Genomic DNA, 14,104 nt, shown 5'->3' with positions numbered 1-14,104 from the left:
CCGGCAACAAGCCGTTTCTTCGTCTCCGAAATTTCCGGGAACCTTTTCGACGGACCTGCATCCAATGTCCGCTTCAAAGGCGCACACCGCTGCTGCCGGGAGGCATCGTCATATCGACACAAGGGAGACAGACCATGTTGAAAGAAATTCTCGGCGCCGCCCCATGGCGGCATCCATAAGCACGGCTTCGATCGCCGCAGACTCCAAGCCCACCGATCCTCAGATCGCCCACATCGCCTATACGGCTGGGCAGATCGATGTCACCGCCGCGGAGCAGGCGCTGAAGAAAAGCAAGAACGCCGAAGTCATCGAATTCGCCAAGACCATGGAGCGCGACCACAAGGCCGTCAACGACCAGGCGCTCGCTCTCGTCAAGAAGCTGAACGTGACGCCCGAAGACAACGCCGTCAGCCAATCATTGTCGACACAGGCAGCGAAGGAACTGAAAACGCTGGAGGCGCTCGACGGCGCGGCATTCGACAAGGCTTATGTCGAAAACGAAGTCGCTTATCACAAGTCGGTCAACTCAGCGCTTGCCAAGATCCTGATCCCGTCGGCTGAGAATAAGGAGCTCAAGTCACTGCTGGAAACGGGCCTGATCCTGTTCAAGGAGCACCAGATACATGCCGAGCATCTGGCTTCGATGATCAAGTAGACATGGCGATGGGCTCGCTGGTCAAATCGCTGCGGCTCCCGCTGCTGTCTGCGCTGCTTTGGGCAGGCAACGGCGTCGCCTCGGCGGCGGAATATCAGGTCACCATCGCCGGCATGAAATTCGGCTCGCCATCTGCCGAGCTGCATGTCGGCGATGTGATCGTCTGGCGAAACGATGATATATTCCGGCACACGGCAACCGCACGCGACAAAAGCTTCGATCTCGACCTGCCGCCAAAATCGGAAGGCCGCATGACGCTCAGCCAGGCGGGAGCCGTTGATTTCTATTGTCGTTTTCATCCCGCCATGGCGGGCAAACTGGATGTTCGGCCCTAATGAATGTCGCCCGGAAGTGTGCAGCGGTTCCGGGATACCGGCATGCAGAAACAAAAGGCTTTAGGGCCGGGCTCCGATCGAAGGACGGTAAGCAGGGGAGAATTTCCATGACAGCCATTCCGGTTCCGGCCGAGCGACACCGGCAGGAGGTATCGACACTGTCCGACGCCGAGCTCGTACCCCTGGCAAGAATGGGCGACGAACCTGCCATCCGCGCCATCATTCAGCGTCACAATCGGCGCCTGTTCCGGACGGCGCGCGCCATCATCCGCAATGATGCGGAGGCCGAAGACGTCGTCCAGGCCGCCTATATCAAGGCGTTCAGCAATCTGGCCGCGTTCCGGGGCGATGCACAGTTTTCGACATGGCTGACCCGCATTGCCCTCAACGAGGCGCTGGCGCGCGTGCGGCGGCAAAAGAACACCACCGGACTTGAGGAAATCGACATGCAGACGAGATGGGGCGGCGACGTATTGCAGTTTCCGTCCTCCCTGTCGGCGACTGATCCGGAAACCGAACTCGCCAGGAGCCAGGCGCGACATCTCCTCGAAAATGCTGTCGACGAACTGCCGGATGATTTTTGCGCTATATTCGTGCTACGGGATGTCGAAGGCATGGGCACGGACGAGGCCGCATCTTACCTTGGCATAAGACCGGAAACGGCCAAGACCCGGCTGCACCGGGCGCGAAAGCTGATGCGGCAGTCGATCGAAAACCAGCTCTCCGGTGCATTCTCGGCGCTGTTTCCGTTCGATGGCGCGCGGTGCGCTTTCATGGCAGATCGTGTGATCGCTGCCCTTCGTCACAAGACGCCATGATGTCAGGCAGCCTGTAGAGCTGCACCTTGGTCGAGGTGGTTCAGCGCTTAACGTGAGGCAGCAGCCCGTATATCTTCTCGATATCGAGCATCAGGGTTGCGGCGAGAATGCCGCGTTGCATCCCGCTCCGTCTTGCCGAGAAATCGTCCGAGTGAAAGGGCGGTTACCCTGCGGCGCCTGTCGATGCAGAACCGGTTTGCAGCGCTCCGCTTAATCTGTCGAGTTCATCCAGAACCTTTTGGATCCGGGCACGCGCCTGGAGCATTTGGTCCATATCCGGATCTCCGGACGATACGCCTGCGACGTTGAGGTCGTGAATCTCGATCGAGGTGTTGGGGGCCGGGTTTGGAAATGGGATGATTTCAGCCATGAGCATTCGCTATTCTTGACAATCTGGGAGGATCGGAAACTCTCATGTCTCCAAGTCCGACGGCTCGAGGATCCGGCATGCTTCATTCGCCGATCAACCGGAACATCTTCGCTATTCATTTCAGTGAGTTGCGCCTGTTCGTATGGCTAGTAAACGCCGTGTCAGCCTTAACAAACTCTTACTTTAGCGCGCACAGCGGCGCGCTTGCCGGCTTTGCTGCGTCAAACGGACAGAGATGCGACAATCGGATACCGCAACCAAAGATTTTATAAATATCATAGGTTGTGATTTTTTCACATTTATAGATTGCAAATTCTACCACTGCATATCGAGGACAGCGGCAAGCCAGATCAAAAGGAGAAGGCCGGCTCCTTTATCCTTTGGCAAGCGCCCTTGGTCGGGAGCGGCCTGAATCCGCCGTCCCGACATCGGCTGGAATTTCGACAATCCTGCGAAGGGTTTGCGATGGCAGTTCGCCGAAGCGCTTTCGATATTGGCCTGAGAACCGGCCAACATGGGCAAAGCCCCATTTTTGCGCAATGACTCTCACCGATTGCTCGGGATCGGCCGATGAAAGTTCCTGGCGAACGACATCAAGACGCATATGCTCCAGATAGGCCATCGGCGTCGTCATGCGAAATTTTCGAAAGCCATCCTGCAGGGTCCGGGCACTGACGCCGCATGCTTCAGCAATTTCCTTGAGAGTCATCGCCCGGGAAATATTGCCATGCATGTAGTGGATCGCGCGCTTGACGTGCCATGGAACAGGAGCCTCCCTGTCGCGGGACAACTCCTGGGAATAGTTGTGCGGTAGGGCGTCGATGAGAAGCTCGAGCATTGCTCCCAGGACATGACCAAGCGCCGCAGGCGATTTATGGAGGGTTTCACCCGCCAGGCCGTGATGGATGGCCATAGCGAGCCGTGCCAGGTCCAATCCAGGCCCTTGCGACAGATCGATCTCGGTTGCGAATTGGAGACGCTCCCTCAACGAGGCATTCAACCGGGCTTCGATACGCCGGGTCAGTTCGAAGTGGGGCAGCCTAAGGCAAAGATGCGTTCTGGGGCCCGCAATGCGCAGCTGATTGTCCGACAGCCGATCGACGAAGACGCCCTTGTTTTGGATGGACGGCAAATTACGGTCGGCTACCGCGACCATCGCGCTCCCGGTCAGCGGAATGAGAACCATGGCTGTGTCGATCGATGCGGGAAAGTGGATCGAGAAATCGCCGTCATAGCGGCTCGCGATGACCGAGATCCCCCGCGTGCGAACCATATTGACCTGATATTTCGTATTCCGCTGACTTTCCGATCTCACTTGGATTCCGCTGTGCAAACGGGAAAGCGACGTTGAGAATTCCTGCAGATCCGCCCCGGCAAACGACAGATGGTCGAAGGTGTTCCAACTTACGTCCGGCACTCCCGGTTACCTCTGGCCAATGATGAATGTCTGCGTTTGCTGAGAGCCGAGGGGGCTCCCCGCTCGGCCGCCATCCTCATCGGCGTGGCGCGATCGGCGCCCGCCTGCCGCGGCCCCACAGGATAAACGCCGAAAGAGCAAGCAGGATGACATTGAGCGGCACGGCGGGGGCTTCGCCGCGGGAGAGATGAAAGATCATCGCGGCGATTTGCAGCAGCGCGCAGCCGAGCGCCGCCAGCACCGTCAGGCGAGGCTGGATACGGGTCAACGCAGGCAGCAGCACGCCCACTCCGCCCGCAAAATCGATAATACCCATCAGACGCAAAAACCACACGGGAACGTCGCCGGGCCATACCCACATCGCCGCCAATTGATCGACCGGCATGAAAAATTTCATGCAGCCGAACAGGGTGAAGGCGGCAAAGATCAGCACCTGCGCGGCCCACAGCCCAATCTGGAGCCATTTTCCGGCAGGTGCAGGCAAGACAGTCGTGGTGTTGGGCATGCGAACCTCTGGAGCAAAATGCGGTGCGTCGCGCGGGATAGATAAAGCTGGAAGCTCATCGCGAAAACCGCTAAACTTTCGAGAAAAGTTATCGATAGGATCGATGAGATATGCAGCCCCACCCGACTTTGGATCAGCTCCAGGTGTTCCTGACCGTGGTGGAGAAAGGCAGCTTCTCCGCTGCATCCCGCGCCCTTAACCGAACGCAATCGGTCGTCAGCTATACGATCGCCAACCTGGAGGCGCAGCTGCGGGTGGCGCTTTTCAGCCGTTCCGGCACCAGACGACCGGAGCTGACGGATGCCGGCAGATCCGTCGTCGAGGATGCTCGCCGCTTGCTTGGCGATCTCGATCTGATGCGGGCTCGCGTGCAGGCCTTGAGCGACGGTCTGGAGGCAGAGCTCAACGTTGCGATGAGCTCCATTGTCCCCTCGGACGTCGTCGTCGAGGTGCTGCGTGCCTTCCGCAACCACTATCCCACCGTCTCCTTGAAAGTAACGGCGGGGACACCTGTGATCGTCATGGACGAGGTAATTCATGGCAGGGCCGTCGTCGGCTTTGGCGGCACTATGGCAGTCAAAAACGATCAGATCGTTTTCGAGCGGATCGGCCAGACGGCGATGGTCCCCGTCGCAGCCCCGGATCATCTTCTTGCCACGCTGCGCCGGCTGCTGACACTTGCCGACGTGCGAGACGAAACCCAGCTGGTGGTCTTCGATGCTTCGGGAACGGCGAAGGGCCGGGATTTCAATGTATTCTCTCTCAAGACCTGGCGGGTCAGCGACAACGCGACGAAACATCTGTTCATCCTCGGCGGATTGGGATGGGGCGGCCTTCCCGCATCCGTGGTCAAGGACGATCTCGCTGCAGGCCGCCTCGTCCGCCTCCGGTTTCCTGCCTTCGACCAGGGCGAGCTTCCCATCCATGCGGTCCGCAATGTTGCAAACCCGCCGGGGCCTGCTGCGAGATGGCTGACGGCGGCGTTCCAGGCGAGGCTTTCAGGCGGGGCTGGAAGCCGATAGCTGACGGCAACATGGATGTTTACCCGCGTCAGGGCGGCGTCGCCTGGAGACGGGTGATCGCCACGTTGCACTCAGTTCGACGATGTTCCCTGCGTGATGGAATTCAAATGCAAGGCCGCTCCTCGCGTGGGGAGCAGCCGTTGGCCAGGGAGCGCAGCCACAGAGCGATGATTTCCGTCTTGGGCAGAGCTTTGCTGTAAAGGAAGCCTTGCGCCGAACCGCATCCATTTGCCACCAGGAAGGCTGCCTGCTCGGCGGTCTCGACGCCTTCCGCCACCACATTCTGTCCGAGACAACGGGCGATGGACAGGATTGCCTTCACAAGTTCCTCGTTGCGTTTATCCGCGCTGTTGATGAAAGACCGGTCGATCTTCAGCGTGTCGATCGGAAAGCGCGCGAGATAGTTCAGCGCCGAATAGCCGGTGCCGAAATCATCGATGGCGATCGAAAATCCCATGTTTCGAAGTTCAGAAAGCATCTGCAGCGTTTCGTCTTTCTGATCCAGCAGCAGGCTTTCCGTTATTTCGATTTCAACCCATTCCGCGCGGCAGCCGGTCTCTTCGAGAATCTCGGCGATCGACCTTACCAGTCCGGCGGACTGGAACTGTTTGACCGACAGGTTGATCGCCACCTTGTGCGATGACCGGCTATCGGCGTTGAATTCGGCCGCTGTCTGGCAAGCCTCGCGCAGCACCCATCGTCCGAGCTCCACGATCAGCCCTGTCTCTTCGGCAACCGGAATGAAGCTCGAGGGAGGGATCATGCCCATTTCGGGGTGACGCCATCTTAACAAGGCCTCGCAGCCGACCATGGCGCCGCTGTCCAAAAGCACCTTGGGCTGGTAGTGCAATTCCAACTCTCCGCGCTCGATCGCGCGGCGCAATTCCGATTCCAGCCGCATGCGCTCTTCGGCGCTCGCCGTCAGGTCCTTCGAGTAGAAGCGAAAACTGTTTCGCCCCGAGCGTTTGGCGAGATACATCGCCGAGTCGGCGTATTTCACGAGGTCGTTGGCGTCAGCGCTGTCATCGGGATAGAGCGCGATGCCGACGCTGCAAGAAATAAACAGCTCCTGGCCGTCCAGCAGGAAACGTTCCTTGAACTTTTCAAGGATCGTGTTGGCCATCCGGCCGAGATCGTCACCTTGCCGGATATCCGGCAACAGGATCGCGAATTCATCGCCGCCGAGGCGCGCAACGGTGTCATAGTCGCGAACGCTTTCGTTCAGCCGCGCGGCGGCCTGGCAGAGCAATTGATCGCCGACGGGATGTCCCATCGTATCATTGACCGCCTTGAAATGATCGATGTCGATCAGCATCACGCCGGCGCGTTGGCCACGCGATACGGCAGCGGTGATCATCTGCCGCAGTCGATCGCTGAACAGCGATCGGTTCGGCAGCGAGGTCAGAGGATCGTAGAAGGCCATCTGGTGGATTTTTTGGCGCGAGACATTCAACTCAGTCACATCCCGCGACACACCGAGAACCCCGACGACGTCTCCTCCCGCGCCCAGCACCGGAACCTTGCGTGTCTCAAGAAGAACGGATTGACCGTTTTCCTGGGAGATGACCCATTCCTCGGAGGCCAGAGTACCTCCGGCCTGGATCGCCGCTTTGTCCGACTCCAGAAAGACCTGAGCCCTTTCAGCACCAAACAGTTCGAGATCCGATTTGCCGACAATCTCGGACTCCGCCTTACCTGTCAGTCGTTCGAACGCGTGGTTGCACAACAGATAGACGCCGCCCATATCCTTCACCCAGACCATATCAGGAATGGTCTGAAGCACGCTGAGCAGCTGCGTCCGCATGGAATTGACGGCTTCCTCCGCCTGTTTTCGCTCGGTAATGTCACGCGAAAGTGCGAGGAGCGTGGTGATCGTCGGATCGGCGCTCGGCCGTTTGGCGACGGAGAGTTCGAACCATCGGGTCTCGCCGTTTGGCAAGGAGATCCGAATGCATCGGCCATAGGCAACGCCCTCTTTGCCGGCAGCCGCGAGAGCCTCCATCGCGATGGCCGCCTGGTCAGGCGCGAGAACCTCGTTGACCGTCTTGCCGAGCAGCATCTCCTTCTGCTGAGCCAGAAGTTCTGGGTTTCTTGTCCAGACCTGAAGGTAGCGGCCGTCCTCGTCCACCTCGAAGAGGACATCGGGAATGGCGGCGATGATCCCCTCTGCGAATTCAAGCGCTTTCTTGAGCTCCCGCTCCGCCTGCTTGTGCTCTGTAATGTCCACGATGGCGCCGATCACCCCGGCCGGATCGCCGTTGTGCCCGGTGAACACCGCCTTGTTGACGACGACATCCCGCACCGTCTGGCTCGCGGCAGTCATCTTCTTCTCGAAGCCTCGGCCTCCGCGCCCTTCGAGAAATCTCTCATCCCACGTGAACTGGAGTTCAGCCGGGTGCTCCGGATTGAGATCGAATTCGGTTTTCCCGATGATCTCCTCGCGCCTGTGGCCAAGCAAGTCTTCGAAAGCCTTGTTGCAGCCGGCGTAGCGCCCCTCGGAGTTCTTATAGAAAACCGGCAGGGGAAATGCGCCGAGCAACGCTTCGAGAAGGGCTTCCCGGTCGACGGCGGCGTCCTGATGCTGCGATCCGTCTCGCCTCTGCTCGTCCCCTTCCGTGAAAAGGGCCGGCTGCCGAAGCGATTGAGACAACGTCATCATGGATCTTCCTCACCATGGGCAACCGAATGCATCATCCATCCAGTCGAGAATTCTTCCAAGAAGGCCGCCCAAGTCATTTGAGGCGAAAACGAAGGCCCGAAGTTTCCGATCGCAAAGGCATCGGCCGCTGCGACCGAGCATGTCGGCTTGGCCTGAATATTGCGGTCAGAAAATTAAGAGATCGCTGCCCTCTCTTGCGCCGCGGCAACTTTCAACGCGCGAAACGGATCGGGCCGCGCAATATGGACATCCTCGCCTCTCGCGCAGATCCCAACCTGCGCGTCCTTTGGCTTTCATCGCCCAGCCGACGCTGCCGATGTCCAAACCAGGCACACTGACAAGCCAAAGCCAATCGATCGGAAAAGTAAGGGTGGGCGCCTTATCCGAAATCCGAATCCCATGGCCAAATCACGACGATTTTGTACCGAATTCTTCGCAAGGAACTGGTTTTATTGCCTTTTCACAAAAGTGTTTACGCTTCTTCAACCAGGTGGTCCACAATTTCGAGTCATTCGAATGAGGTGCTGCTTGTACTTCTCCGCCATGATGACGGGTTCAGGGACGAGCCAAAAATCCGCGCTGTCGTCAATCGATCGCGTCTATCAGAGGTGGGAATGTTCAATAATCGGCATGCATATGACGGCCTCTATTCCAAGTGCAGCGCAGATGGCGCGATCGCGCCGGCTCTGAAACTCCGGAGCATTCCGGGTAGCAGTTGTTGATGAGCAAAGCCGCACCGGCGTTGGTTCGCTGAAAGCCTCCCCTTGGCAGTGTTGACAGCAAATCCGATCGCGACAGCGGTCCGGGGAGCGCACGACGTGACCCTTCTATTTCCGGCGCCAGTGCTCGAGGCGCGGACAGGGCCATGATGGCCGATCTCTAAATAAATGATCGTGATGCAACCGTCCGCATGCCGGCGGCTGCTCAGCCGGCTTGTATCTTTCTGATGGAGCGCGAATGGTGGTGGGATCGGATTTGAAAAACACGGTGATGCCGCCCGGCGAGTCCCATTCCTCCGTGGCGAAATATATCCGCTCCATCGGGCGACACTACATCGTCGCCGTCGTCGTGATGACGGTGCTGATCGGGGCAACCTTCCTGACGGTCAAGGTGGCGCTTGATCGCCATTCCCTGCAGCAGAACATCAGCTATCTGATCGGGCGCCAGTTCATTCGCTTCCAGCAGCTTGCCAATCAGACGCGAGCGATCATGCGCGCTTCGGCCGATCCGAATATGCCGGAATATATCGTCAGGCCAATGGTCGAAGACGTTCAGAAAGCGATTAACGACATCCGCGCCATGAGCGCAGAGTTGAACGCGTTGAATATCGAGGTCGAAGCAAATCTTCTCGAAAAGCTGAACGGGCGGGATGCCGCATCTGAAAAATTGCGGCTGGAACTCGACGGGCGGCTGGAGGATTTTCTTGAAAGAGCTGAACGCGTCGTGTCCGCGAAATTGCTGGATCGGCGGGAGCGTTACAGCTTCTGGGGACCAATCGACTTCGCCGTTTCCTCCGACAGCATGCTCATGCGTCAGTTCAGCGCCCTGATCGAGAGCGCGCACGACCGAAGCGATGTGAGCATCGATCATACCCGCCTGATCAGCGCCGTGCTCCTCAGCCTCACCGCAGCCACGCTGATACTGGCGACCCTCATCCTTTTCATACCGCTGCTGATAAAACTGCGCACCGAGCACCGCCGGACTCTCGATTTCGAGATCAAACTGACGCATCTGGCGCATACCGACACGCTGACAGGCCTTGGCAACCGATCTTCGTTCAATGAGGCCCTAAACGGGCTGTTCGGTTCGCTCGATCGGACAGGCTCAGGTTTTTCCATGCTGCTGGTCGATCTCGACCACTTCAAGGCCACCAACGACAGCTTTGGCCATCCTGCCGGCGATGCGGTTTTGAGCCATGTCGCGAGTGCGCTGCAGAAGACCTTCCGCACCGGCGACGTCGTCGCAAGGCTTGGTGGCGACGAGTTTGCCGCTCTCCTTCCTGGAATTTCAGATGCGGCAACGCTGGAAGGAATTGCCGGGCGCGCGGTGGCAGCCATTGCAGCGGAATGTCATTTCGAGGGCCGGTTGCTACCGGTTTCGGCGAGCATCGGCGGCGCGGTCGTGCCCGGCCACGCGTCAGATGAGGCGACGCTCATGCGCATCGCCGATCTGGCACTCTATGCCGCCAAGGCCAAGCGCAACACAGCCGTCATCTTCGATGAAGCATCCTTTGCCCAACGTCTGGAACAGAACCGGCTTGCTGCGGCCCTCGCCGTCGCGGCCGATCGCGACGAGTTTGTCGTCTACTACCAGCAGAAGGTCAATCTGCAGACCGGCAAGCATCTCGGTTTCGAGGCACTGGTGCGCTGGCGCCATCCTCAGCTCGGCATCCTTCCGCCCGGCCGCTTCCTGCCGCTCATGGAAGGCCATATCATACAAGGCATGACGCGCTGTATCGTCAATATCGTCGCGCGTGATCTGAGGACCTGGAAAGCAGCAGGGCTCAGGGTGGGGTCGATTGCCATCAATCTGCCGGAGGCCCTGTTGGTCGGCGACGACGGTTACGCCCTCATCGCTGCGGCGGTCGAAGCAAACCACCTCGACTGGCTCGATTTTTCCATCGAGGTCACGGAAGACGTCTTCCTCAATCGCGGCGCCAATCAGATTATCGAAACCATTTCCCGTTTTCGCAAACATGGCGTGTCGGTCTCGCTCGATGATTTCGGCACCGGTTTTGCGTCGCTTGTGCATCTGCGCGACTTCCCCTTCGATGAGCTGAAGATCGACCGCAGCTTCGTTGCCGAGATCGGCAAGGATATCCGCTCGGAACAGATCATCAGGGCAATCATCGATCTGGCCCGCAACCTCGGCAAACGGTGCGTCGCGGAAGGCATCGAGGACGAGAGCCAGCGTGATTTCCTTTTGAACGCCGGCTGCGAGATCGGCCAAGGTTATTTCTATGCCAAGCCGGAACCGGCGGCCGTAGCGGTCGACCGATTGGCTCGCCGGGCGGTTCTGCGCGGGATATCAGGCCGGTCGCGCAAATTGCGGGTTGAAACTGTCTCCTGAGAGAGGCGCCGCACAAGGGACGGTGCGGCAGAGTTTATCAAAGAAAGAGGGGAACGAATGAAACGGGGAATCATATGCACATGGCTCGCCGCGGCTCTGGCGGCCGCAGGTCCTGCGACACAGGTTTTGGCGGGGCAGGACATGGCCGTCGACGTCGTGCATTTCTGGGTGTCGAAAAGCGAGTCTGCCGCACTCGATGTTTTCCGCCGGGCCTGGGCAGCCGCCGGCAACCAGTGGGTGGACATGCCGGCAGAGAACAAGGTCGCCGTCCAGCGCGTGGTGAGTGATCGTATTGCCAATGGATACGCGCCGGCGGTGATGCAATGGAATGCAAACGAGGGATCGCGCGAACTGCCGGAAATGGGCATCGTGCAAGATATAGATGATGTCGCGCAGGCGGATCATTGGCAGGACGTCATCCCGGCAACGGTTCTCAACCGGATCTCCTACAAGGGGAAAGTCTACTTTGCGCCGACCAATATCCATGCCGAAAACTGGCTGTGGACAAGCGCAGCGGCCTTGGCCGAAGCGGGTGTGAAGACGCCACAGACCTGGGACGAACTTTTCGACGCGGCCGAAAAAATCAAGGCGACGGGGCGTCTGCCGATTGCGCTTGGCGGGGCGCGATGGGAAGTGTCGCTCATTTTCAACGACATCATCTATCACAAGTTCGGCCCGGAAGGTTATGCCCGTCTCATGAGCGGCGATGCCGACTTGGTGCAGGACCCGCGGATGATCGAAGCCCTGGATATGCTGTCGCGCCTGGCCAATTATGTGGAACCGATCGAACAGCGAAAGGACAAGACATGGGCTGATGCCACGGTGGCCGTGGGCCAGGGCAAGGCCGGCATGCAGTTCATGGGCGACTGGGCCAAGGGCGAGCTTGCGGCGCGCGGCTACAGCGTCGACAAGGATTTCAATTGCAGCCTCGTTCCGGGCACATCCATCGCATACTTCATGGTGATCGATGCCTTTGCCTTTCCGCTGACCAATCGGGAAGGCACGGCAGAGGCGCAGCAGGCCTTCGCGCGCATGGTGCTCGATCGCGACAATCAGGTTGCCTTCAGCCGGATCAAGGGGTCGTTGCCCGTCCGCACCGATGTCGATCCGTCCGGGCTTGATCGTTGCGGCAAGCTTGGATTGGAGATGATCAAGGCGAGGAAGGGCGAAGTCAGCGCCCAATCCCAGGCCATGCCGACCCAGATGTCTGAGGGCTGGATTGCCGTGATTGGCGACTTCTTCAACAATCGAAACATGACTGCACAATACGTTCAAAAACGCCTGCATGATCTCCTGATGCAGCGCTGAAGGCGGGATTAAGTCAGATTCCCTGTGGCGGGAGGGCTCCTGCCGGCAGGCGATTGCGGGACGGCGCAACTGGCCCCTCCACAATCGCCTGCTCCGCTCGTTCAATGTTTCAAGACGACCTTGCCCTGGATACCGGCAGCGACGGCGCTGTGGGCCGCACCGATCTCACTCAGCGGGAAAGTCTTGGCGATCGGAACGATCAAAACGCCACGCGAGGCAGCGTCGGCCACGGCTTCGAGCGTGGCCGCATCGGCACGGTGATAGAGTTCGTGGATGATCACCCGATTGCCGATATTGGCACCCTCCGGTACGGGAACGATGCTGGCGACTTGGCCGCCGTCCCTGACATGCCCGATGAGATTGGCCGCGACAGGGGCAGCAGCACTGATCGCGTAATCGAAGGTCGTGGCAGCCGGAAGCTCGGCAATGTCGAGCGCTTCTCCCGCAAGCCGGGCCGCCTCGTCGAGCCGATCCGCCCGGACGCCGGCCACCGGCTGGGCGCCGATCTCCTGAAGATATTGGATGGCGGCACGGCCGACAGCCCCGAGACCGCCTGACACCAGCACGCGGTCACCCGCTTTGACGCCAAGAGCGTCGACCGATTGCCGGCCGGTAAGGCCCGCCTTGGGCAGAGCGGCGCCCTGCTCGAAGCTGAGATTGGCGGGGAGTTTGGCAATCGCCGAGACCGGAACGACGCCGTACTCCGCATGCGCGCCTTTACCGTTCGGTGCGAAATCGGCGATAACGCGATCGCCGACGGCAAATCCGGTCACGCTGGAGCCGATCTCGACGATGCTTCCGGCAGCGTCACCGCCCAGCACCGCGGGAAGTTCCAGGGGAATGTATTGAGCCACATAGCCCTGGCGGATCATGAGATCGAAATGGTTGACGGCGGAAGCCTCGATCTTGATCAGGACTTCACCGGCCTGAGGCGTGGGCCTGCCGACGTCATCGATTGTGAACTGGTCAATGTCGCCATAGGATTTGAGACGGGCAGCTTTCATGTGTCGGCACCTTTGTATAATCTGATGTGGAGATACGATAACGTTCACTATCGTTTATACGATATGATTGACTATCGCATGGAGTCAAGCGCATGAAATCATGGTCATCAGACCATCCGAAAGCGAAGTTGATGGCGAGCAAGCGGGCCGACATCCTCGCGGCGGCCAAGGCATCATTCCTCGATACCGGTTACGAGGGAACGAGCATGGAAAGCATCGCCAAGGCGGCAAACGTCTCGATCATGACGCTCTACCGGCATGCTGAGAGCAAGGATGACCTGTTTTCAGCCGTGATCTCCAATGCCTGCGACCCGGACGACGAGGCCGAGCGGGCGCAGATGGAGGCGCTCCTTGAAAAACCTCTGAGAGACGTCCTGCTCTGGGCCGGGATGACGGCGCAAAGCCGCCTGATGGATCCCGACACGATCGCCCTCATGCGCACCGTGATCGCCGGGACCAGCCGGTTTCCCGGTCTGGCGGAGATGGCTCATACCAGCCTCGTCGGCAACCTCGAAGGCATGGTCGCCTTCATGCTCGGGCTCAAACAGGAGACTCTCGGCATCAGCGCCGAGCGCCGAAGCGAACTCGCCGTGCAATTCATCGACCGGCTGCTTGGCACCCATATGCTCGGCGTGCTGATGGGACTTCCCGGTCCTTCGACACAACAGCAGCAGGAAAGAGCAGAAATTGCTGCCGACGCGCTGATCGCCGCGCTTGGTCAGCCCCTGTCAGCCGAACGCTGACACCCCACGGATGTGGGTCCTCTCGACGTGAAAGACGACGATATGCCATCCCGCGGATATCCATAATTCGCAAACATGTACAATCTGCGCAGCAAATAGCGCGTCGGCAGCCTGCTTCATGTCGAAAAGTGCAGGAATTAACAAAGACTTAAGCACCTTGGATACATCTCGCAAATGAGTAATTTTCATGACTTATGTG

12 protein-coding genes are annotated in these 14,104 nt (G+C 59.2%); 7 read left to right on the top strand and 5 right to left on the bottom strand.

Translation table 11 applies throughout. The features are described 5' to 3' along the window. Positions 1-163: 163 nt before the first annotated feature. The 3 genes from FHX10_RS31560 (at position 164) to FHX10_RS31550 (ending at position 1,808) form a co-directional block, all read left to right on the top strand. Entirely contained in the window at positions 164-655 is a 492-nt protein-coding gene (locus tag FHX10_RS31560; protein WP_063474123.1) for a DUF4142 domain-containing protein, read from the top strand. Between the two features lie 8 nt (positions 656-663). Further along, the gene (locus tag FHX10_RS31555; RefSeq protein ID WP_063474184.1) at positions 664-990 is read left to right on the top strand and encodes a cupredoxin family copper-binding protein; all 327 of its coding nucleotides are present in this window, start codon (positions 664-666) and stop codon (positions 988-990) included. Between the two features lie 107 nt (positions 991-1,097). Continuing rightward, on the top strand, positions 1,098-1,808 hold the full coding sequence (locus FHX10_RS31550; RefSeq protein WP_097595375.1) for an RNA polymerase sigma factor: 711 nt from the start codon (positions 1,098-1,100) through the stop codon (positions 1,806-1,808). Positions 1,809-1,971: 163 nt separating this feature from the next. On the opposite strand, the gene FHX10_RS31545 is transcribed toward FHX10_RS31550, so the two are convergent. The 3 genes from FHX10_RS31545 to FHX10_RS31535 all read right to left on the bottom strand — a co-directional run bounded on the left by FHX10_RS31545 (position 1,972) and on the right by FHX10_RS31535 (position 4,100). After that, positions 1,972-2,178, bottom strand: a complete 207-nt coding sequence (locus FHX10_RS31545; protein ID WP_244604813.1) for a hypothetical protein — start codon at positions 2,176-2,178, stop codon at positions 1,972-1,974. 373 nt (positions 2,179-2,551) lie between these two features. Beyond that, positions 2,552-3,595: an AraC family transcriptional regulator gene (locus FHX10_RS31540; RefSeq protein WP_082849675.1), complete on the bottom strand. Its 1,044-nt coding sequence runs from the start codon at positions 3,593-3,595 to the stop codon at positions 2,552-2,554. Between the two features lie 76 nt (positions 3,596-3,671). Next, complete coding sequence (locus FHX10_RS31535) at positions 3,672-4,100, bottom strand: DoxX family protein (RefSeq protein ID WP_063474119.1); 429 nt, start codon at positions 4,098-4,100, stop codon at positions 3,672-3,674. Between the two features lie 110 nt (positions 4,101-4,210). Between FHX10_RS31535 and FHX10_RS31530 the strand changes: the two genes are divergently transcribed. Next, positions 4,211-5,122, top strand: coding sequence for a LysR family transcriptional regulator (locus FHX10_RS31530; RefSeq protein WP_063474118.1), 912 nt, complete (start codon positions 4,211-4,213; stop codon positions 5,120-5,122). Positions 5,123-5,225: 103 nt separating this feature from the next. Here FHX10_RS31530 and FHX10_RS31525 read toward each other — a convergent pair whose 3' ends face one another. After that, on the bottom strand, positions 5,226-7,781 hold the full coding sequence (locus FHX10_RS31525) for an EAL domain-containing protein (RefSeq protein ID WP_063474117.1): 2,556 nt from the start codon (positions 7,779-7,781) through the stop codon (positions 5,226-5,228). A 957-nt stretch (positions 7,782-8,738) separates the two neighbouring features. On the opposite strand from FHX10_RS31525, the gene FHX10_RS31520 reads away from it, so the two are divergent. Further along, positions 8,739-10,850, top strand: coding sequence for a putative bifunctional diguanylate cyclase/phosphodiesterase (locus FHX10_RS31520; protein ID WP_063474116.1), 2,112 nt, complete (start codon positions 8,739-8,741; stop codon positions 10,848-10,850). A gap of 57 nt (positions 10,851-10,907) precedes the next feature. Further along, the gene (locus FHX10_RS31515) at positions 10,908-12,158 is read left to right on the top strand and encodes an ABC transporter substrate-binding protein (RefSeq protein WP_063474115.1); all 1,251 of its coding nucleotides are present in this window, start codon (positions 10,908-10,910) and stop codon (positions 12,156-12,158) included. Positions 12,159-12,259: 101 nt separating this feature from the next. Here FHX10_RS31515 and FHX10_RS31510 read toward each other — a convergent pair whose 3' ends face one another. After that, the gene (locus FHX10_RS31510) at positions 12,260-13,162 is read right to left on the bottom strand and encodes an NADP-dependent oxidoreductase (RefSeq protein WP_063474114.1); all 903 of its coding nucleotides are present in this window, start codon (positions 13,160-13,162) and stop codon (positions 12,260-12,262) included. A gap of 92 nt (positions 13,163-13,254) precedes the next feature. On the opposite strand from FHX10_RS31510, the gene FHX10_RS31505 reads away from it, so the two are divergent. Beyond that, on the top strand, positions 13,255-13,905 hold the full coding sequence (locus tag FHX10_RS31505; RefSeq protein WP_047616870.1) for a TetR/AcrR family transcriptional regulator: 651 nt from the start codon (positions 13,255-13,257) through the stop codon (positions 13,903-13,905). Positions 13,906-14,104: the final 199 nt, after the last annotated feature.

Source organism: Rhizobium sp. BK591, from assembly GCF_014195045.1.
In the GTDB taxonomy this organism is placed as follows: Bacteria; Pseudomonadota; Alphaproteobacteria; order Rhizobiales; family Rhizobiaceae; genus Rhizobium; species Rhizobium anhuiense.
Note: the sequence above shows the minus strand (reverse complement) of the source record. Positions and strands in the feature narration are given on the sequence as shown.

Bases quoted from the DNA above. Each gene is read 5' to 3' on its own strand.
- FHX10_RS31555 (WP_063474184.1), top strand. From the start codon at position 664: ATGGGCTCGCTGGTCAAATCGCTGCGGCTCCCGCTGCTGTCTGCGCTG.
- FHX10_RS31545 (WP_244604813.1), bottom strand. From the start codon at position 2,178: ATGGCTGAAATCATCCCATTTCCAAACCCGGCCCCCAACACCTCGATC.
- FHX10_RS31530 (WP_063474118.1), top strand. From the start codon at position 4,211: ATGCAGCCCCACCCGACTTTGGATCAGCTCCAGGTGTTCCTGACCGTG.
- FHX10_RS31520 (WP_063474116.1), top strand. From the start codon at position 8,739: ATGGTGGTGGGATCGGATTTGAAAAACACGGTGATGCCGCCCGGCGAG.
- FHX10_RS31505 (WP_047616870.1), top strand. From the start codon at position 13,255: ATGAAATCATGGTCATCAGACCATCCGAAAGCGAAGTTGATGGCGAGC.
- FHX10_RS31525 (WP_063474117.1), bottom strand. From the start codon at position 7,781: ATGATGACGTTGTCTCAATCGCTTCGGCAGCCGGCCCTTTTCACGGAA.
- FHX10_RS31515 (WP_063474115.1), top strand. From the start codon at position 10,908: ATGAAACGGGGAATCATATGCACATGGCTCGCCGCGGCTCTGGCGGCC.
- FHX10_RS31535 (WP_063474119.1), bottom strand. From the start codon at position 4,100: ATGCCCAACACCACGACTGTCTTGCCTGCACCTGCCGGAAAATGGCTC.
- FHX10_RS31550 (WP_097595375.1), top strand. From the start codon at position 1,098: ATGACAGCCATTCCGGTTCCGGCCGAGCGACACCGGCAGGAGGTATCG.
- FHX10_RS31560 (WP_063474123.1), top strand. From the start codon at position 164: ATGGCGGCATCCATAAGCACGGCTTCGATCGCCGCAGACTCCAAGCCC.
- FHX10_RS31510 (WP_063474114.1), bottom strand. From the start codon at position 13,162: ATGAAAGCTGCCCGTCTCAAATCCTATGGCGACATTGACCAGTTCACA.